The organism is Roseomonas sp. CCTCC AB2023176 (genome assembly GCF_042259275.1).
GTDB lineage: Bacteria > Pseudomonadota > Alphaproteobacteria > Acetobacterales > Acetobacteraceae > Roseomonas.
Genome location: NZ_CP170086.1, coordinates 5128743 through 5145787, shown reverse-complemented (window position 1 = coordinate 5145787; position 17045 = coordinate 5128743). Strand labels below are relative to the sequence as shown.

Below are 17045 nucleotides of genomic sequence, written 5' to 3'. Positions count from 1 at the left end.
CCGCACGGCATGAGGCTGGCCATGTTGCTTCCGCCGCATCCCGACCGCCGTTGGGACCTGGCACTTCAGATGGGCGTCAGCGCGGCAATCACGAAATGCGCGCCCGAACTCACCGGCGAGGCGCCGCCCTACGAGGCCGGGGTGCTGGAGTGCGCGCAGCGGCGTTTCGCCGCGGCCGGCTTCGACCTGATAGGCCTGGAGGGAGACCAGTTCGACCTGTCCCGCATCAAGCTCGGCCTGCCCGGAGCGGAGGACGACCTCGCGCATTACGCCGCGATGATCGAGGAGGCCGGCCGGCTCGGGATCACGCTGATCTGCCAGAACTTCATGGCGGGCGTCGGCTGGTTCCGCACGGAGAGCAACGGGGAGGGGAGGGGCGGTGCCCGCGTGTCCCGCTTTAGCGCCGCGGATGCCGCGCGCCTGACGCCGGTCGTTGCGGAAGCCGTGCCGCAGGAGACGATCTGGGAGAACCTGACGCGCTTCCTGCGCGCGGCCGTCCCCGTCGCTGAACGCGCGGGCGTCACCATCGCCCTGCACCCGGACGACCCGCCGGTGTCCTCGCTCCGCGGTGTCGGCCGTGTCCTGACGAGCGCGGCAGCGCTCGAGCAGGCCTGCGGGATCGTGCCGTCGCCCGCGCTCGGCATCACGTTCTGCGCGGGCTCTCTCGCCGCCGCGGGCGAGGACGTAGTGGGCCTCGTGCCCCGCCTCGCCCCGCACATCCGCTTCATTCATGTCCGCGACCTCCGCCGCACGGCTGACGGGTTCGAGGAGACCTTCCCGGACGAAGGCGGCACGGACATGCCCGCCCTCTTCAGGGCCTACGCGGCTGCGGGCCTGGACGTGCCGATCCGGCCGGACCACGCGCCGACCATGGCGGGTGACCAGGCCGGCGTGCTGCCGGCGACGGGCGGCGGAATATCCGTGGGCTACGAGGCGACGGGCATGGTCTACACGGTGGGATGGATGCGCGGCCTCATGCGTTGCCACGGCCTCGGGTGAGCGCGCCCGTGGGCCCCTGGCGTCTCGACGGCCGCATCGCCCTCGTCACCGGGGCGAGCCGCGGGATCGGCGCGGCGATCGCGACGGCCCTGGCGGGTGCCGGCGCGCGCGTCGCGGTCAATGCGATCGAGGCCCATGCGGAGGAGACCCGCATCCTCGCGGCCGGCATGCCCGGCGCGGTCGCGATCCCGTTCGACCTCGGCCCGTCCGGCTCCGGCGCCCGCCTCGCCGCCCTTGCCCGGGAGGCCCTCGGCCCGCCCGACATCCTCGTCCTCTGCGCCGCCATCCAGATCGAGGCGGACTGGGACATCGCCGATCCCGACGACATGGACCGGCAATGGGCGGTGAACCTGCGGGAGACGCTGACGCTGACCCAGGCTGTCGTGCCGGGCATGGCCGAACGGGGCTGGGGGCGCGTCCTCGGCGTGTCGTCCGTCCAGGCGCTGCGGCCGCATCCGCGCATGATGGTCTATGCCGGACTGAAGGCGGCGCTCGGAAACACCCTCCGCAACCTTGGCAAGCAGGTCGCCGCGCGAGGCGTGACGGCGAACCTCATCTCGCCCGGCGCGATCGATACGCCACGCAACGCGGCCGCCCTTGCCGACGCCGAATACCGCGCCCGTGCCCTGTCGCGTATCCCCGCGGGCCGGTTCGGCACCGCGGAGGACTGCGCCGGCGCCGCCCTGTTCCTCTGTTCCAACGCCGCCGCCTACGTCACCGGGGCCGACATCCCCGTAGACGGCGGCATGGCCCTCTGATCCCGCACCGAAGGACGGACCCGATGCCCGACGCCCCGACCGACACGAAGGCCCTGCAACGCGAGGCCGCGATGATGCGGCTCGAGAAGCTTATCGCCGAACGCGAGACGCATGAGATCGTGCCCCTGCCGATCTCGGACGAGGAAATGCTCGTCCGCTACGAGCGCCTCTACACCGGCGCGATCTCCGACGTGCTGCGGGAGCACGCGCTGATGGACCAGGCGATCCCCGGTTCGCTCCAGATCCTCCGCCCCGAGCGCACCGTCGCGGGCTTCGCCTTCACGGTGAAGAGCGCGCCGAACACAAAGGTGACGGGGGAACTGACGTTCCGCACGGGAATGCTGGAGCAGATCCCCCGCGACGCCTTCATGGTCTGGGACACGTCGGGCGACACGGAATCCACGGCCTGGGGCGGCGTGATGACCGCGACCGCCGTCGGGATGGGCGTGCGCGCCGCGATGATCGACGGCGGCATCCGCGACACCGCGCAGATCCTGCAGAAGGACTTCCCGGTCTTCTACCGCTATCGCTCCCCCAACGGCTCGCTCGGCCGCTGCCTCATCTCGCATTATCAGGTGCCGATCCGGATCGGGACGGTCTGGATCCGTCCGGGCGATATCGTCGTGGGCGATATCGACGGCGTGATCGTCGTGCCCCGCCCGATCGCCATGGCCGTGCTGGAGCGCGCGGAGGAAATCCTCGGCAACGAGAAGCAGATCTTCCAGTGGGTCGCGGAGGGCGAGACGCCGAAGCAGATCACTGAGAAGGGCGGCTACTTCTGAATCGCCCAGGTAACGCTTCGCCGTTCGGTGACGGCATGCCGGCAGGCCTTGGCGGGACGGCGATCCGCTCGCGCTACGGTCGGCTTGCGCTTGCCGGGAGGTGCAGCAGGGTCGCGTCCATGACGGCGTTCCCATCAGCGTCTCGTGGCGCGTGGCCGATCGCTGCGTCGATGCGCCCCTTGGTCAGGTGGGGGAGGAGGGACGGCACCTCCAACGAGAGTGCATACTCCATCCCTGGCCAGGTCGGCCGCCGCCAGGTCACCTCTTCGACTCCACGGCCCCGAGGTTGCACCGGTTCCTCGTTACGCGCCGGGCGTCCTTCCAATTGACGGCGCGACGGAGTTCCGGATGACGATGTCGGATCGCGCGCGGATGGCCGCGTTGATGGTGCGGATCACCTCGGCCGAGTTCGACTGCGTCCCGTCCGGCGATGCGTCATCCCGCATCCAGGGCGGCTTGCACCCTCTCGGCGAGCTCGCGCCGTCGATAGGGCTTCTTGAGGATCGGCGTCGCGACGCCGGTCGAACTCTCCCGTGCAGCGGCCTCCGCGTAACCGGAGGTGAGCAGCACCCCGATGTTGGGCCGCATCCCCCGCGCCGCCTCCGCGAGCTCGAAGCCGTTCATCTCGCCCGGCATCACGACGTCGGAGAAGAGCAGGTCGTAGGGTGCACCGGTCCCCAGCAACGCCATGGCTTCTGCCGCGTCCGCCGCCAACGTGATCTGGTAGCCCAGCCCGCGCAGGAGCGACGCGGCATGCCGTCGCACCATCTCGTCGTCCTCCACCACGAGCACGCGCGCGCCGCGCTTCGAGGGCGACGCGTCCCGAGCGCCCTCGGACGGAACCCCTCCGGCGGCTGGATCGCCTCCTTCGGCAGGGTCCGCCACGGGGAACATCATCCGGACGCTCGTACCTTCGCCGGGCCTGGACGTGATCTCGGCGTGGCCACCGGACTGGGTGACGAAGCCATAGACCATGCTGAGACCCAGGCCGCTTCCCTGCCCGACCTCCTTCGTCGTGAAGAACGGTTCGAAGGCACGGCCTAGGACCTCCTTCGACATTCCCGTGCCGGTGTCGGAGACGGTCAGCACGACGTAGGTACCAGGGGGCGTGCCCGGCTCGGAGCGGGCGCCGTGCGCGACCGTGAGGTTCGCGGCCGCGATCGTCAGCACGCCGCCCGCCGGCATCGCGTCACGGGCGTTGATGCACAGGTTGAGCAACGCATCCTCGAGCTGCGCGGCATCGACCATCACGCGGCGAAGATCGGGCGGGCAGTCGAGGCGCAGCTCGATCTGCTCGCCTAGCGTGCGATCGAGCATCTCCCTCACGCCGGAGAGCACGGCGCCGACCCGAACAACCTGCGGCTCGAGCGTCTGTCGCCGCCCGAACGCGAGGAGGCGGCTGGTCAGCGCGGTTCCGCGCTCCGCCGCCTTGAGGCACGTCTCGGCCAGCGCCCGCGCTTCGTCGGACCGGTCCAGCGTCTCCACCAGCTCCTCGGCGCTGCCGAGGATCACCGTCAGCAGGTTATTGAAGTCGTGCGCGACGCCGCCTGTCAGCTGCCCGATCGCCTCCATCTTCTGGCTCCGGCGAAGTGCCTCCTCGGCGATCCGGAGCGCCCGGGCCTGCTCGCGTTCCGCGGTGACGTCGCGGCCCACCGCGCTGATCATCCCGTCGCCGATGGCGGCCGACCAGTTGATGCAACGCCAGCCACCGTCCTTGTGCGGGCACCTGATGTCCACCGTCACGAGCGACGCACCGCCCCTGAGCGCCGCGAGGCGCGACCTGGCCATCCCGATGTCGTCCGGGTGGAAGAAGTCGAGGACGACACGTCCGACGACGTCGTCCTCCCCCCAGCCCAGCACCGAGGTCCAGGCAGGGTTGACCGCGGCCACTAGCCCGTCAGGGTCGGCGACGAGCATGATGTCCGAGGAAAGGCGCCAGAGAAGGTTTCGATCGGCCGTCCGCTTGGACACCTCCTCCTCCAGGCGCTCGTTCAGCGCCTGGAGCCGCAGTTCCGCCCGCTTGCGCTCGGTGATGTCGGTCAGCCCACCCAGGATGCGCTCGGTTCCGCCCGCCAGTCGTCCCTCGGCACGGGCTGACGCGAGGACATCGACGACCTCGCCGCGCTTGGTCCGGAACTGATACTCGATGTCGTGCAGCTGGCCATCGCGGAGGAGCCTTGGCCAGTCGAGCGCCAGGAACCGGCCGGCGGATCCCTCGGTCATGAAGTCGATGAGGGGTCTGCCGAGTACCTCCTCCCGCGGGTAGCCCAACAGGTCGAGCCACGCGTCGGTGACGTTCTCGACCCGTCTCTCGCCGTCGAGCGAGTGCAGGGGCAGCGGCGTGAGTTGATAGAGGGTGCGGAAGCGCTCCTCGCTCCGGCGCAGCGTCGCCGCCTCCCGCTCCGAGAACTCGGCGAAGCGCCGGTCCACCAGGGCCGCGGCGAGGGTGAGGAAGAGGATGAGGAAGGTCGATGCCGTGACGGCGACCGCAAGCGTCAACTGGGTGAGACTGCCCGCGCCGTGTCGCATCTCCGCATGTTGCTGGGCGGTGAACGCGGCTCCGTGCATGCTGGCATAGTGCATGCCCGCGATCGCGACGCCCATGACGATGGCGGAGCCGAAGCGCGTCGCCAGGCTGCTGCGCCGCGTCGAGAGCCAGACCGCGACGGTCGCAGCGCCGATCGCGATGAGAACCGAGGCGCCGACCCATGCGCCGGCATAGCTGATGTCGGCCGCCATCTTCATGGCGGCCATCCCGATGTAGTGCATCGCGACGATCGCCAGGCCCATGAAGAGCCCGCTGGCGGCGACGAGGATCGGTGAGCGGTCGTTGCGGCTGACGACCGCGAAGCTCAGTCCGGTGGCCCCGACCGAGACCGCAAGCGAAAGCAGCGTCAGGCCGAGGTCATATCCCACCTCCATTCCCGGCAGGCTGAAGGCGAGCATCGCGACGAAGTGCATCGCCCAGATGCCGCCGCCCATCGCGACGGCCGCCATCGCGAGCCATGCGCTTCGCCCCCAGCCGCTCGACGCCCGCACGCGGCTCGCGAGGTCGAGCGCGGTGAAGGACGCCGCCATCGCGATCAGCACGGAGAGGACCAGGAGGGTAGTGTCGTGCGAACCTGTGAGAAGCATGCGGGGCGGCGGTCTTGCTCGGGAAAGCGTGGGTTGGACGCAAGGCCGATATCACGGACGGGGATCGCAGGTGGAAACGGGCGAGTCATCGTGACCGCGCCGGCCAAGCCCGCGATCCGGGCCCACGGCCCCTGCCCGCGGGTGCGTGCCGCTGGGCAAAACGCCGCCCCGGCCACCTAGCGTTCCCGTGCGAACCTGTCCATCTGACATGACGCCCCGGCACACATCCGTTCCGATCAGGTACCGGAGTTGATCGCCGAAGGGGGATGAAGGTCCGGCCGGCGAGTGAGCGGGCGACTGACGGCCGTGGTAGGGGGGGAAGGAGCGGCCTCCGGGCCAGGATGACCGGGGTAGGGGAGATGAGGGAATGAGTGATCCGCTGGGTCTCGCCGGCTTCTTCGTGGCCAACCTCGTGACCGCGGGGTCCGGCGCGATCTTCACGCCCGGCGCCTGGTACGAGGGCCTGCGGAAGCCCCGCTGGCGCCCGCCGAACTGGCTCTTCGCGCCGGCCTGGGCCGTGCTGTTCTGCATGATCGCGGCCAGCGGATGGCTCGTCTGGCGGCAGGTCGGCTTCGGCCTGCCGATCGCCGTCTATGCCCTGAACCTCGCGCTGAACGCCGCGTGGTCGGCGCTGTTCTTCGGGCTCCGGCGCCCGGACCTCGCCCTCTACGACCTCGTGGCGATGTGGCTCACCATCGTCGCCTGCATCGTCCTGTTCGCGCCGGTCAGCGCCGTCGCGGCCTGGCTGCTGGTGCCCTACCTCGCCTGGACGACCTTCGCCGGTGCGCTGAACGCCACGATGTGGCGGCTCAACGGCGCGCGGCCCGCCTGACGCCGGGGCCCTGAGCCGCGGGGCAGGCCGGACCGCGCCGGAGCCGCCGCGGCGCCGGACGACGCGTCCCGGGTGCTGAACGCCCCGGCGCCTTACAGCGGGAACGGAACCACATCGGCAGCGCCGGTCCTGCGTTGTCGCGCGCGGGATGCGTGGCCCGCCGGCTGCGGCGTGACGGACCTCATCCATGGCGCTGGACTCGCCGACCGGGCGACGGTCGCCCCCGGCTATCTCAGCCGGGCGGCTCGGACTTGCGGCAGGACCATCAGCTTCCGTCCCCCGCGGCGTGGGACGGGGCCGCCAACCCTTCCCGGCGGCGCAGTCCGTCGAGGAAGACGTCGAGCAGCCGCAATGCCTGCGCCTGCCATCCCGGCCCGTCCAGGACGTAGCAGAGGCCGACCACCGCCATCAGCAGATCCTCGGGCCCCAGGTCCGTCCGCACTTCCCCTGCCTCCACGGCGCGGCGTAGCAGCATTCCGATCGCTTCCTGCAACCGGCTGGCCGAATAGGCGGCGAGTTCCGGCGGCCTGTGGGCGGCGAGCGCCAGGGCCGCCCCCATCCCCTTTTTCGTCGCGACCATCCCCATCAGGGCCGTGAACCAGCGGCGCAGCGCCTGCATCGGCGCACCCTCCGTCGCGAGCTGACCCGCCAGCTCGACGAGCTGATCCACCTCCCGCCGGTACACCGCCTCGTAGAGCGCCTCGCGGGTCGGGAAGTGGCGATAGAGCGTCCCGATCCCGACGCCCGCCTCCCGCGCCACGGCATCGAGGCCCGCCCCCGTCCCGCCGCGGCCGAAAACGGCCGCCGCGGCCTCCAGCAACCGGTTGCGATTCCGGATGGCGTCGGCGCGCGTCCTTCGGGGCCGGGTGGCGGCGTGGTCGGGCATCGGGGGAGGGAACACTCCTCAAGTTTAACGGAGTAACCCTCCGTTTAATCTTGCAAGCGGAGGGACTGTCCGCTTATAAGCTGCCCGCGACGCGATACGAACCCCCCAGGCCCCCGCCGGTTTTCGGAGGCCGGGGTTCCTTGGCAGCCGCGACGCCGCCGCCGCATTCCGAATCGCCAGCATCGGAGCCTCCGCATGAGCCTCTCCGTCCGCCTGATCATCAACCGCGTGCCCCACGCGGTCGAACTGGACGACCCCCGCGTCACGCTGCTGGACCTGTTGCGGGAGCGCCTTCACCTCACCGGCACGAAGAAGGGCTGCGACCGCGGCCAGTGCGGCGCGTGCACGGTCCTGCTGGACGGCCGCCGCGTGAACGCCTGCCTCGCCTTGGCGCTCAGCCACGACGGCGCGGAGATCCTGACGATCGAAGGCCTGGCGGAGGGCGACGCGCTGCACCCCGTGCAGGCCGCCTTCATTGCCCACGACGCCTTCCAGTGCGGCTTCTGCACCCCCGGCCAGATCATGAGCGCCGTCGGCCTCATCGGCGAAGCCGAAGCCGGCGACGATCCGGAGCGCGTGCGGGAGGGCATGAGCGGGAACCTCTGCCGGTGCGCCGCCTATCGCGGCATCACCGAGGCCGTGGTCGAGGCGACGCGCACGATGACCGCCGCTGCGCGGGAGAAGGCTGCATGAACCGCTTCGATTACGTCCGGCCCCGCGACGTCGCCGAGGCCGTCGCGGCCGCCGCACTACCCGGCAGCGCCTACCTCGCCGCTGGCACGAACCTCGTGGACCTCATGAAGATCGGCGTCGCGCGCCCCGCGCGGCTCGTCGACCTGAACTACCTTCCGGGGCTGGAGGCGATCGAGCACGGGCCGGATGGTGGCGTGCGCATCGGCGCGCGGGTGCGCAACGCGGACCTCGCGGCCGATCCGCTATTCCGCCGACGCTTCCCCGCCGTCGCCGAAGCGCTGCTTGCCGGCGCCTCCGGCCAGTTGCGGAACGCCGCGACCGTCGGCGGCAACCTGCTGCAACGGACGCGCTGCCCGCTTCCAGGACACCGCCAGCGCCTGCAACCGGCGCGCGCCCGGCACTGGCTGCGACGCGATCGGCGGCGAGAACCGCCACCACGCCGTGCTGGGCTGGAGCGACGCCTGCATCGCCACCCACCCCTCCGACTTCTGTGTGCCCCTCGCCGCGCTCGGCGCCGTCGTCGAGATCGAGGGGCAGGGCGGCCGGCGCGAGGTGCCGTTGCAGGACTTCCACCTCCTCCCCGGCAACACGCCGGAGCGCGAAAGCGTGCTCCGGCACGGCGACCTCGTCGTCGCGCTGCGCCTGCCCGCGGAGGCCGCCGGCTTCGCCGCCCACGCCCGCTACGTGAAGCTGCGGGAGCGGACGTCCTACGCCTTCGCCGTGGTCTCGGCCGCCGCCGCACTGCGGATGGAGGGTGGTCGGATCGCCGAGGCACGCCTGGCGCTCGGCGGGGTCGCCGCGAAGCCCTGGCGGGTGGAGGCGGCCGAGGCCGCGCTCGCCGGCGCCGCGCCGGACGCCGTCGCCTTCCGCCGCGCCGCCGACATTGCCCTCGCGGAGGCGCGCCCTTCCGGCGACAACGCCTTCAAGATCGAACTGGCGCGCCGCATCGCGGTGCGGGCGCTGACCCTCGCCGCCGCCGGCACGCCGGAGCGGCTGCCCGCCCTTCCCGCATCCCCCTTCGCGCCGATCCCCGGAGGTCTCCATGGCTGACGTCATCCGCATGCGCCACGGTTCCAGCATCGGCCAGCCCCTCACGCGTCGCGACGGCGCGCTGAAGGTGACGGGTGCCGCGCGCTTCGCCGCCGACAACCACCCGGCGGGCCTGCTGCACGCCGTCCTCGCCGTCGGTCGCATCGCGCGGGGGCGGGTCACCGCCCTCGACGTCGCGGCGGCACGCGCGCATCCCCGCGTCGTCGCGGTGATGACGCCGGAGAACCGCCCGGCCCTCGCCCTGCACCCCGACGACAAGTCCGTCCCCTTCTCCTACCGCTTCGACCTGCTCCAGGACGACCGCGTGCGCTACGCCGGGCAGCCCGTCGCCGTGGTGATCGCCGAGACGTTGGAGGCCGCCACGGAGGGCGCCGCGCTGCTCGCGCCGCGCTACGACGCCGAGGCGATCGAGGCGACGCTGGACGCGGAGGATGCCTACATCCCCCACATCGTCGGCGTCGGCGACGCCGGCGAGACGCGGCATGGCGACGTCGAGGCCGGCCTCTCCGCCGCCGCACGGCGCGTGGACGCGACCTTTGAGACGCCGACGCAGTTCCACAACGCGATGGAGCCGCATTCCGTCGTCGCGGCCTGGGACGGCGACCGGCTCTCGCTCGACATGCCGACGCAGGGCCTGGCGCTGACGCGGATGCGCCTCGCCGCCATGTTCGGCATCCCCCAGGAGGGCATCGAGATCCGCAGCCCCTTCCTCGGCGGCGGCTTCGGGTCGAAGCTCCTGACCGGGCCCCAGGTCCTCGGCATCCTCGCCGCGCGGCTGGTCGGGCGGCCCGTGAAACTGGTGCTCACGCGCGCGCAGATGTACGGGCCCGTCAGCCACCGCGCGCCGACGCGGCAGCGGCTGCGCCTCGGCGCGGCGGAGGACGGCGCGCTGACCGCGATTCACCATCACGTCCGCACGGCGACGAGCCGCTTCGACGAGTTCCTCGAACCCTCGGGCGGCGTCAGCCACACGCTCTACGCCGCACCGGCCATCGCCACGACCTACGAGGCCGTGCGGATCGACACGGGAACGCCGGGCTTCATGCGCGCGCCGGGCGAGGCGAGCGGAAGCATCGCCCTGGAGAGCGCGATCGACGAACTCGCCGCGGCCTGCGGCGTGGACCCGCTCGAATTCCGCCTGCGCAACTACGCGGAGGTGGAGCCGATCTCCGGCAAGCCCTTCTCCTCCAAGGCGCTGCGGGAATGCTACGCGCAGGGCGCGGCGCGCTTCGGATGGGCAGGCCGTCCGCTCGCGTCGCGGCAGATGCGCGACGAGAATGGCCTGCTGGTCGGTTGGGGCCTGGGCACCGCGACCTTCCCCGCCCTGATGTTCCACGGGACGGCGCGGGCCGTGATCCGGCAGGACGGCACGGGCGTCGTCGAGACCGGCGCGCACGACATGGGGCAGGGGGCCTGGACCGCCCTCGCGCAGATCGCGGCGGACAGCCTCGGGCTTGACCTCGCGCAACTGGAATTCCGTTCCGGCCATTCCGGCCTGCCCGATGCGGGCATCGCCGGGGGATCGGCGCATACGGCCACGGCCGGCGGCGCGATCCACGCCGCGGGAACCCAGGCGCTCTCACGCCTGGCGGAGATCGCGACCTCCGACCCGCGCTCCCCGCTCTTCGGGTCCGGCAACATCGGCGTCGTCGCGCGCGGGGGCCATCTGCTCCGCCGCGACGACGAGAGCCGGGGCGAGACCTTCGCGGCGATCCTCGCCCGTGCCGGGCGCGACGAGATCGAGGGCGAAGGCAGCGCGGCTGCCGACCCAGCCGCGGCGGAGCACTACGCCATGCACGCACACGGCGCCGTCTTCGCGGAGGTGAAGGTGGATCCGGAACTCGGCCAGATCCGTGTCACGCGCCTCGTGGGCGCCTTCGCCGCAGGCAGGGTCATCAATCCGCGCCTCGTTCACAGTCAATACTACGGCGGCATGATCTGGGGCCTGTCCTTCGCGCTCCACGAAGGCGCGGTGATCGACCCGCGCACGGGCCGCGTCATGAACGCCGACCTGGCGGAGTACCGGGTCCCCGTGAACGCCGACGTGCCGTCGGTCGAGGCGATCATCGTCGAGGAGGAGGACACCCGCGTGAACGCCCTCGGCGTCAAAGGCGTTGGAGAGATCGGCATCACGGGGACGGCCGGCGCGGTCGCGAACGCTGTCTGGCACGCGACCGGCGTCCGCGCGCACCGCTTCCCGATCGCGGCGGAGCAGCTGCTCGCCGCGACCGGGGACACCCCGGCCGCCAGGCCCGCGCAAATCGGCTGACGCCGGATCAGCCGCACGCGTCCGCGTTCGGAACGCGACGTCGTGGGGGAGGGCAGCGGCCGGATCGTGGCGGGACGTCGAATCATGCGTCCGCCCTCCGACCGCGTCCGCCGCTTCGCGGAGCCGCCTCGAGGGCGGACCGGACGCGTCGAGGGCCCGGCGCGCCGCGCCGATGGCCGTCGGAGAACCGCAACCGCCCACGACGATCCCTGCCCCGACGGGCCGGATTAGGCAGATGCAGGACCGGGACGGTGCTCGGGTAAAGCGCGGCTGATCGCGGCGGGCTCGGTATCACGGAGGGGGAGTGGCGCCCAGGGACGCGTTCGAACCCTGATGTGGGGAACGTCCCTCGGTGTGTCTGGCTGGCACAAGTTCGCCGCTAAATCGGCGAGTTGGGTCTTCTCACGCCCCGTCACAGACGCGTCTTCTCAGTCAGGCTGCCCTACCCTGCGCCACGCTATCGCGCCCGTCATTGGGGGTAGCGTTGAGGGCATGCCGGAGGGCCGTGGGTTCGAGGTCGGAGAAACGGGCCATCGGCAAATCCGGCCGTACCGTCACCATGACCGAGGCGCGGACCGCACCCACTGGCCGCTTCCACGCCGGCGGGGGCTGCGACCTCGACCGCCGCCAATTGGGCCCGATCACCGGGACGTGAATCTTGCAATTCCGCCTCCGAGGCAGCCGTTTGCGCGAACGTCTCTCAGCTCCCTCGCGCTCGTGTGCCTTGCTGATGATCTTGCGGCCTCCCTGGAAGCTCGCAAGCTGGTTGCGGCTGGACGCGACGCTATTGGGGAGAGGACCGTAGCCCACGCTGCCGTTGCCGCGGCTGCGGCCTCACGCCGCACCTTTGCCGAGGCCGTCGCCGGTGCGATGGTGGACACGGCCGGACGAACGTCCTGTCGATCCCCTTGCGGACTCCGCTGCTGCGGATCGGGCTGGCATTCCCTGCCGAGGTTCAGGAACAGCTCGCCGTTCTCGTGCACGAGGTCCGCACGGGTTTGGCCGGGGCGAAGGTCGTAAAGGCGACGAAGGAGCGGTCCGCTGATCGGCCCGCGCCCGGGCTGAAGGAAGCAAGGGTGGAGGCGGAGCCCCCACGCATTCGGGGGCGAGGTCCCCAAACGGTATAGTCGGATAGTGACCGGGCCCAACAACCCCGACATCCCGCGGGCATCCCGTCACCTCGGCGCCGAGGCGGGACTGGACGCCACTCCTGGGCTCGGTGGCGGCGTTCTGCATTTCCGGAAACCCGAGAGTCGCCCTGATGCTTGCGATGCGGTGCGCTGCGAAACCCCGCATCGCGTCGACTACGCAGAAGGACCCTACGGAGAAGCGTTGTTGGGGGGAGCCAGTTCGCTAACGACTGCCGGCCTTCTCGCCATAGTAGAAACCTGTAACGGCGCCCACGAGAGCGACGACGGGCGACAGCAAGACCCCAACAACTTGGAGTAGGCCCTCGACCTTACCGTTGCTCCCGAAGATCGCGAAAATCGCCGTAATGAAGGTCGCGACGACAAGTACCGCAAATATGCCAACAACAATGTACGCAAGATGGCCACGGACATTCTCGCGATCTCGCGCCGGTTCGTAGGCTATCGTGATCGGTTGCGGAGGGGCCGTCTGATCAAGCGGGTCGTTGGTCAGGTTGAGCGGCATCCTCGTAAGGCCTCAACGCTTCCAGGGCAGAAGTACCAGTCGGCCCTTTCCGTCCTCACCTTCAATGACGAGACGATCACCCGACTTCAACTCTCGCTCGAAGAACTGCATCGCGCCAATACCACGCCGGATGATCTCCGTCATCGTGACGCCCTGCTTTTTTGCGAGGTCGCGGAGAACCGTCTGCGTCTCCTGTGCTAGTCTTAATTGTACTTCGTCGTCGATCCTCACTGACCCATCGTGAGCCAGAGGAGGAGTTTCGGGCTGCTGATCATAAGGGGGTCCGCCATCCATCTTGCCAAGCACCTCTGCTCCAGTCCCGGCGTAGGTTGCCATCGATCATGGATGAAAACTGAAGTTTCTAGCATACAAGGCAACACGATCAGGCGGCCAGGCGGGGGTCTCTCCCCACCATTGGGGTTGGCGGGGAGGTAGTTGGGAGAGAGAAAACCCTGACAGCTACGGGCGTCTCAGACTCCCCACCTCCCACTGAAAAACATACTGTCTCGCGCGATCCTTCTCTCGCCGACGGTCTGTGCGTGCTCCGCGTGTCAGGTTGGTTCAGGCCAGCGCGCTGCCCACTGGGGGTAGCGTCAGCGGCCGAGACGCGAACTCGCTGCTGTCATCGGGGATGTTGGAGGGGGAATGGTGCCCAGGGGCGGAATCGAACCACCGACACTGCGATTTTCAGTCGCATGCTCTACCAACTGAGCTACCTGGGCCCAAGCGATCACTGCGCGTGCGCAGCTGGGCGCGGCCGGACATAGACGACGCGGCTGACCGTGTCGAGGGGCGCGCCGCCTTCGTTCTCGGACGTCGCGCATCGGCGTCGCGACGCACACCACCGCTGGACAGGTCCTTCCCAAGAACGATCCGACCCGCCTCTCCTGCCGCGCAGCCCGTCGAGCGCTCCCCGACATGACCACGGCACCAGAAATGAACGGACGGCCGCGCCGGCCCCCGCACGTGACCCGAGCCACGAAGAAGACCTGACGGCCGCTCCCTCCGCCCCGTTTCGGCCTAGGCGCAACCGCCCGACATCCCCCCACCGCGCGAGGCGATCACGACGGCCCACGCCCCTTCCGGCGCCCGCCCCCCGCCATACAAGCCCGTCCGCCCCCGGGGACACACCCTTCAGACGTCGCCCAAGGCTCGCCCCGTGCCCTCTCCATGTCCCCGCCCAGCGCCAACCTGACCACCGCCAAGCTGACCACTCCCGCCCCGCCCCGCCCCGCCCAGGCCACGCCGCCCCCGGCGCAACCTGCCGCGCCCGCCTGGCGCGCGCGCCGCTGGCTGCTCGCGCTCTTCGCCCTCACCGGCCTGCGCCTCGCGGCGGCGGCCGCCCTGCCGCTCGCGCCGGACGAGGCCTATTACTGGGTCTGGGGCCGCAGCCTGCAGCCCGGCTACCTCGACCACCCCCGATGGTCGCCCTCTGGATCGCAGCGGGCACGGCGCTGTTCGGCGACACTGCCTTCGGCATCCGCCTCCTCGGCCCGATCGGTGTCGCGCTCGCCTCCCTCGCCCTCGCCGATGCAGGGGACCGCCTCTTCCCCGGCCGCGGTGCCGGCCCCTGGGCCGCCATCGCCTTCAACGCCATGCCGCTGACCAACGCGGGCGCCGTGCTGATGACGCCGGACACGCCGCTCATCGTCCTCTGGTGCGCGACGCTCTGGGCCGCGGCGCGCGTGGCCACCGGGGGGACGGGCGCTGGTGGCTCGCGGTCGGCGCCTTCGCCGGCGCCGCGCTGGCCTCGAAATACACGGCGGCCTTCCTCGGCTTTGGCCTCGTCCTCTGGCTCGTCCTTGACCCGGCGGCGCGGCGGTGGTGGCGCGACCCGCGCCTCTACTTCGGCGGCGCGATCGCCCTGCTGGTCTTCGCGCCCGTCATCGCCTGGAACGCGGCCCATGGCTGGGCCTCCTTCCTCAAGCAAGGCGGCCGCGCCGCCGCCGGCTCCGGCCTCACCCTGCGCTTCCTCGGGGAACTGGCCGGCGGCCAGCTCCTCATCGCCTCGCCGTTGCTCTTCGCCGCCGTTGTGTTCGGGGCGGGGCGCGCCACCCGCGCATGGCTCCGTCGCGACGCAGCGGCCGGGCTCGTCCTGCTCTTCGTCCTGCCGGCCGCGGCCCTCTTTCTGTGGCAGGCGACGGGCAGCCGCGTGCAGGGCAACTGGCCCGCTATCCTCTATCCCGCAGGCTGCCTCCTTGCCGCGGCCTTCGTCCGGCCGGGGCTGCTCCGCGCCGGCGCCGTCCTCGGCCTCGCCATGACGGCGCTCGTCGCGATCCAGGCCGTCGCCTCGCCGCTACCCCTGCCGCGGCGGAGCGACCCCGTCCTCGCGCGGCTCGGCGGCTGGCCCGCGCTCGCCCGCGACGCGGAGGCCGCGCGCCAGGCCGCCGGTGCGACCTTCATCGCCGCGGAGGAATACGGCCTCGCCGCGGAACTCGCCCTGCATGCGCCGCGCGGGGTTCCCGTCGTCGCGCTGGGCGACCGCTGGGCGCTGTTCCGCCTGCCGGCGCCGGCCCCCGGCGACACGGGGATCCTCGTCCACAGCACCCGCCGGGGCCTCGCGGACCTGCAATGGCCGGGGGCAGGGCCGGCCGGCGAGATCGTCCGCGCCCGCGATGGCATCGAGGCCGAGCGCTACCGCCTCTTCCTCGTCCGCACGCCGCCGGGGATCCTGCCCGCCGCCACGCTGCCCCGCCCCCGCTGACGCGCGGGCGGCGCCGCTATGCTCCGGGCCGCAGCACGTAGCCCCGGTGCCGCACGGTCTGGAGGAACCGCGGCTCCCGGCTGTCCGGCTCGATCTTCCGCCGCAGCCGCGTGACCGTCACGTCCACCGCGCGCTCGCCCGCTTCCGGCGTGCCCATGGCCGCCGCGATCTCCTCCCGCGACAGCACCTCCCCCGCACGCCGCGCCAACGCGACCAGCAGGCTCGCCTCGCCCCCGGTCAGCCGCGTGATGCCCTCCGGCCCTCGCAGTTCCCCTCGCTCCGCGTCGAACCAGCGCGGCCCCAGCTGAACCGGCGGCAGCGGCATGGAGGCAGGGGAGGGCGGCGCCGCCCGCTTCAGGATCGTCCGGATCCGCAATGCCAGTTCCCTCGGGTCGAAGGGCTTGGCGAGGTAGTCGTCCACCCCCGCCTCGAAGCCCGCGACCCGGTCGTCCGGCGACCCCGCCGCCGTCAGCATCAGGATCGGAACGTCCGAACCTTCCCGCCGCAGCGACTCCGCGAAGTCCAGGCCGCTCTCGCCGGGCATCATTACATCGAGCACGAGGAGGTCGAACGCCATGCCCGCCAGCGCCCGCCGCGCCTGCGCCGCATCGCCGGCCGCCGTCACCCGGAAGCCCTGCTCCGCCAGGAAGCGTTGCAGCAGCGCCCGCAGCCGCGCGTCGTCATCCACCACCAGCAGGTGCGCCGCCTCCGTCACGCGCCGCTCCCGATCCGCTCAGCCACCCTCGCCCCCGCCCGCATCCTTCGCGCCGCCCAGCCGCCCGACCACGCGCCGTGCCTCCGTCCCCATCAAGCCGCGCATCACCGCGCGGAAGCCTTCGACCGCCGCCGGCCCCGCCTCGCGATAGGCCCGCAGCACCGTCTCCCGCTGCCGCTCGAAAAGGCGCTTCTCCAGCGCCTCCCCCTTTTCGGTCAGCGACAGCAGCCGCTGCCGCCGGTCCGAACGCCCCTCCGCCTGCGCCACGTACCCCTCCGCCACCAGCGGCGCGAGCACGCGCGACAGCGACTGCTTCGTGATGCCGAGGATGGAGAGCAGTTCGCCCACCGTCATCCCGGGCCGCCGCCCGAGGAAATGCAGCACGCGGTGATGCGCCCGCCCCATGCCGAGTTCCGCCAGGATCGCGTCCGGCCCCGCCGTGAAGTCCCGGTACCCGAAGAACAGCAGGTCCTGCGCCAGCCGCATCTCCTCCTCACGCAGGAACAGCAGGGATTGCCCGGCGCCGCGCGGCGAATCCCCCCGTGCCGGCATGCCAGCCCCGCTTCCGC

The 17045-nt window shown here is 71.5% G+C and carries 14 protein-coding genes, 1 tRNA gene and 2 pseudogenes; 9 read left to right on the top strand and 8 right to left on the bottom strand.

Annotated features, from left to right (window positions below; all coding sequences use genetic code 11):
- Positions 1–9: 9 nt before the first annotated feature.
- The 3 genes from ACE7GA_RS25820 to ACE7GA_RS25810 are packed head-to-tail and all read left to right on the top strand — an operon-like array spanning position 10 to position 2539.
- Positions 10–999: a mannonate dehydratase gene (locus ACE7GA_RS25820; RefSeq protein WP_376093591.1), complete on the top strand. Its 990-nt coding sequence runs from the start codon at positions 10–12 to the stop codon at positions 997–999.
- A complete protein-coding gene (locus tag ACE7GA_RS25815; RefSeq protein WP_376093588.1) occupies positions 996–1757 on the top strand; it encodes an SDR family NAD(P)-dependent oxidoreductase in 762 nt (253 codons plus the stop codon). Before ACE7GA_RS25820 ends, ACE7GA_RS25815 begins: the two co-directional genes overlap by 4 nt.
- 23 nt (positions 1758–1780) lie before the next feature.
- Positions 1781–2539, top strand: a complete 759-nt coding sequence (locus ACE7GA_RS25810) for an RraA family protein (RefSeq protein ID WP_376093585.1) — start codon at positions 1781–1783, stop codon at positions 2537–2539.
- A 302-nt stretch (positions 2540–2841) separates the two neighbouring features.
- Here the strand turns inward: ACE7GA_RS25810 and ACE7GA_RS25805 are convergent, their stop codons facing one another.
- Both ACE7GA_RS25805 and ACE7GA_RS25800 read right to left on the bottom strand, forming a co-directional pair.
- Positions 2842–2985 (bottom strand): hypothetical protein, encoded by a 144-nt coding sequence (locus ACE7GA_RS25805; protein WP_376093582.1) that lies wholly within the window; start codon positions 2983–2985, stop codon positions 2842–2844.
- Positions 2975–5674 (bottom strand): MHYT domain-containing protein, encoded by a 2700-nt coding sequence (locus tag ACE7GA_RS25800; RefSeq protein ID WP_376093579.1) that lies wholly within the window; start codon positions 5672–5674, stop codon positions 2975–2977. The genes ACE7GA_RS25805 and ACE7GA_RS25800 overlap by 11 nt, the downstream gene beginning before the upstream one ends.
- Positions 5675–6041: 367 nt before the next feature.
- Between ACE7GA_RS25800 and ACE7GA_RS25795 the strand changes: the two genes are divergently transcribed.
- A complete protein-coding gene (locus tag ACE7GA_RS25795) occupies positions 6042–6506 on the top strand; it encodes a TspO/MBR family protein (RefSeq protein ID WP_376093576.1) in 465 nt (154 codons plus the stop codon).
- A gap of 265 nt (positions 6507–6771) precedes the next feature.
- On the opposite strand, the gene ACE7GA_RS25790 is transcribed toward ACE7GA_RS25795, so the two are convergent.
- Positions 6772–7392, bottom strand: coding sequence for a TetR/AcrR family transcriptional regulator (locus ACE7GA_RS25790; RefSeq protein ID WP_376093573.1), 621 nt, complete (start codon positions 7390–7392; stop codon positions 6772–6774).
- A 195-nt stretch (positions 7393–7587) separates the two neighbouring features.
- Here ACE7GA_RS25790 and ACE7GA_RS25785 point away from each other — a divergent pair, with 195 nt between their 5' ends.
- The 3 genes and pseudogenes from ACE7GA_RS25785 to ACE7GA_RS25775 all read left to right on the top strand — a co-directional run bounded on the left by ACE7GA_RS25785 (position 7588) and on the right by ACE7GA_RS25775 (position 11404).
- The gene (locus ACE7GA_RS25785; RefSeq protein ID WP_376093570.1) at positions 7588–8085 is read left to right on the top strand and encodes a (2Fe-2S)-binding protein; all 498 of its coding nucleotides are present in this window, start codon (positions 7588–7590) and stop codon (positions 8083–8085) included.
- Positions 8082–9135 (top strand): annotated as a pseudogene (locus tag ACE7GA_RS25780) (FAD binding domain-containing protein). The gene ACE7GA_RS25785 and the pseudogene ACE7GA_RS25780 overlap by 4 nt, the downstream one beginning before the upstream one ends.
- Positions 9128–11404: a xanthine dehydrogenase family protein molybdopterin-binding subunit gene (locus ACE7GA_RS25775; RefSeq protein ID WP_376093567.1), complete on the top strand. Its 2277-nt coding sequence runs from the start codon at positions 9128–9130 to the stop codon at positions 11402–11404. Before ACE7GA_RS25780 ends, ACE7GA_RS25775 begins: the two are co-directional and overlap by 8 nt.
- Positions 11405–12757: 1353 nt before the next feature.
- On the opposite strand, the gene ACE7GA_RS25770 is transcribed toward ACE7GA_RS25775, so the two are convergent.
- From ACE7GA_RS25770 to ACE7GA_RS25760, 3 genes are all read right to left on the bottom strand, one after another.
- On the bottom strand, positions 12758–13057 hold the full coding sequence (locus tag ACE7GA_RS25770) for a hypothetical protein (protein WP_376093565.1): 300 nt from the start codon (positions 13055–13057) through the stop codon (positions 12758–12760).
- Positions 13058–13069: 12 nt separating this feature from the next.
- Positions 13070–13393 carry a hypothetical protein gene (locus ACE7GA_RS25765; protein ID WP_376093562.1) on the bottom strand — a complete coding sequence of 108 codons (324 nt, stop codon included), beginning with the start codon at positions 13391–13393 and terminating at the stop codon, positions 13070–13072.
- A 310-nt stretch (positions 13394–13703) separates the two neighbouring features.
- Positions 13704–13779: transfer RNA gene (locus ACE7GA_RS25760), tRNA-Phe, on the bottom strand.
- A gap of 699 nt (positions 13780–14478) precedes the next feature.
- Between ACE7GA_RS25760 and ACE7GA_RS25755 the strand changes: the two are divergent.
- Both ACE7GA_RS25755 and ACE7GA_RS25750 read left to right on the top strand, forming a co-directional pair.
- Positions 14479–14691 (top strand): annotated as a pseudogene (locus ACE7GA_RS25755) (UDP-phosphomannose--protein mannosyltransferase); the annotation flags it as partial.
- 23 nt (positions 14692–14714) lie between these two features.
- A complete protein-coding gene (locus ACE7GA_RS25750) occupies positions 14715–15761 on the top strand; it encodes a glycosyltransferase family 39 protein (protein ID WP_376093560.1) in 1047 nt (348 codons plus the stop codon).
- Positions 15762–15777: 16 nt separating this feature from the next.
- On the opposite strand, the gene ACE7GA_RS25745 is transcribed toward ACE7GA_RS25750, so the two are convergent.
- Both ACE7GA_RS25745 and ACE7GA_RS25740 read right to left on the bottom strand, forming a co-directional pair.
- Positions 15778–16476 carry a response regulator gene (locus ACE7GA_RS25745; protein ID WP_376093557.1) on the bottom strand — a complete coding sequence of 233 codons (699 nt, stop codon included), beginning with the start codon at positions 16474–16476 and terminating at the stop codon, positions 15778–15780.
- An 18-nt stretch (positions 16477–16494) separates the two neighbouring features.
- A complete protein-coding gene (locus ACE7GA_RS25740) occupies positions 16495–17028 on the bottom strand; it encodes a MarR family winged helix-turn-helix transcriptional regulator (RefSeq protein WP_376093554.1) in 534 nt (177 codons plus the stop codon).
- Between the last annotated feature and the right edge of the window lie 17 nt (positions 17029–17045).

Bases quoted from the DNA above. Each gene is read 5' to 3' on its own strand.
- ACE7GA_RS25820 (WP_376093591.1), top strand. From the start codon at position 10: ATGAGGCTGGCCATGTTGCTTCCGCCGCATCCCGACCGCCGTTGGGAC.
- ACE7GA_RS25810 (WP_376093585.1), top strand. From the start codon at position 1,781: ATGCCCGACGCCCCGACCGACACGAAGGCCCTGCAACGCGAGGCCGCG.
- ACE7GA_RS25805 (WP_376093582.1), bottom strand. From the start codon at position 2,985: ATGCGGGATGACGCATCGCCGGACGGGACGCAGTCGAACTCGGCCGAG.
- ACE7GA_RS25800 (WP_376093579.1), bottom strand. From the start codon at position 5,674: ATGCTTCTCACAGGTTCGCACGACACTACCCTCCTGGTCCTCTCCGTG.
- ACE7GA_RS25795 (WP_376093576.1), top strand. From the start codon at position 6,042: ATGAGTGATCCGCTGGGTCTCGCCGGCTTCTTCGTGGCCAACCTCGTG.
- ACE7GA_RS25790 (WP_376093573.1), bottom strand. From the start codon at position 7,392: ATGCCCGACCACGCCGCCACCCGGCCCCGAAGGACGCGCGCCGACGCC.
- ACE7GA_RS25785 (WP_376093570.1), top strand. From the start codon at position 7,588: ATGAGCCTCTCCGTCCGCCTGATCATCAACCGCGTGCCCCACGCGGTC.
- ACE7GA_RS25775 (WP_376093567.1), top strand. From the start codon at position 9,128: ATGGCTGACGTCATCCGCATGCGCCACGGTTCCAGCATCGGCCAGCCC.
- ACE7GA_RS25770 (WP_376093565.1), bottom strand. From the start codon at position 13,057: ATGCCGCTCAACCTGACCAACGACCCGCTTGATCAGACGGCCCCTCCG.
- ACE7GA_RS25765 (WP_376093562.1), bottom strand. From the start codon at position 13,393: ATGGCAACCTACGCCGGGACTGGAGCAGAGGTGCTTGGCAAGATGGAT.
- ACE7GA_RS25740 (WP_376093554.1), bottom strand. From the start codon at position 17,028: ATGCCGGCACGGGGGGATTCGCCGCGCGGCGCCGGGCAATCCCTGCTG.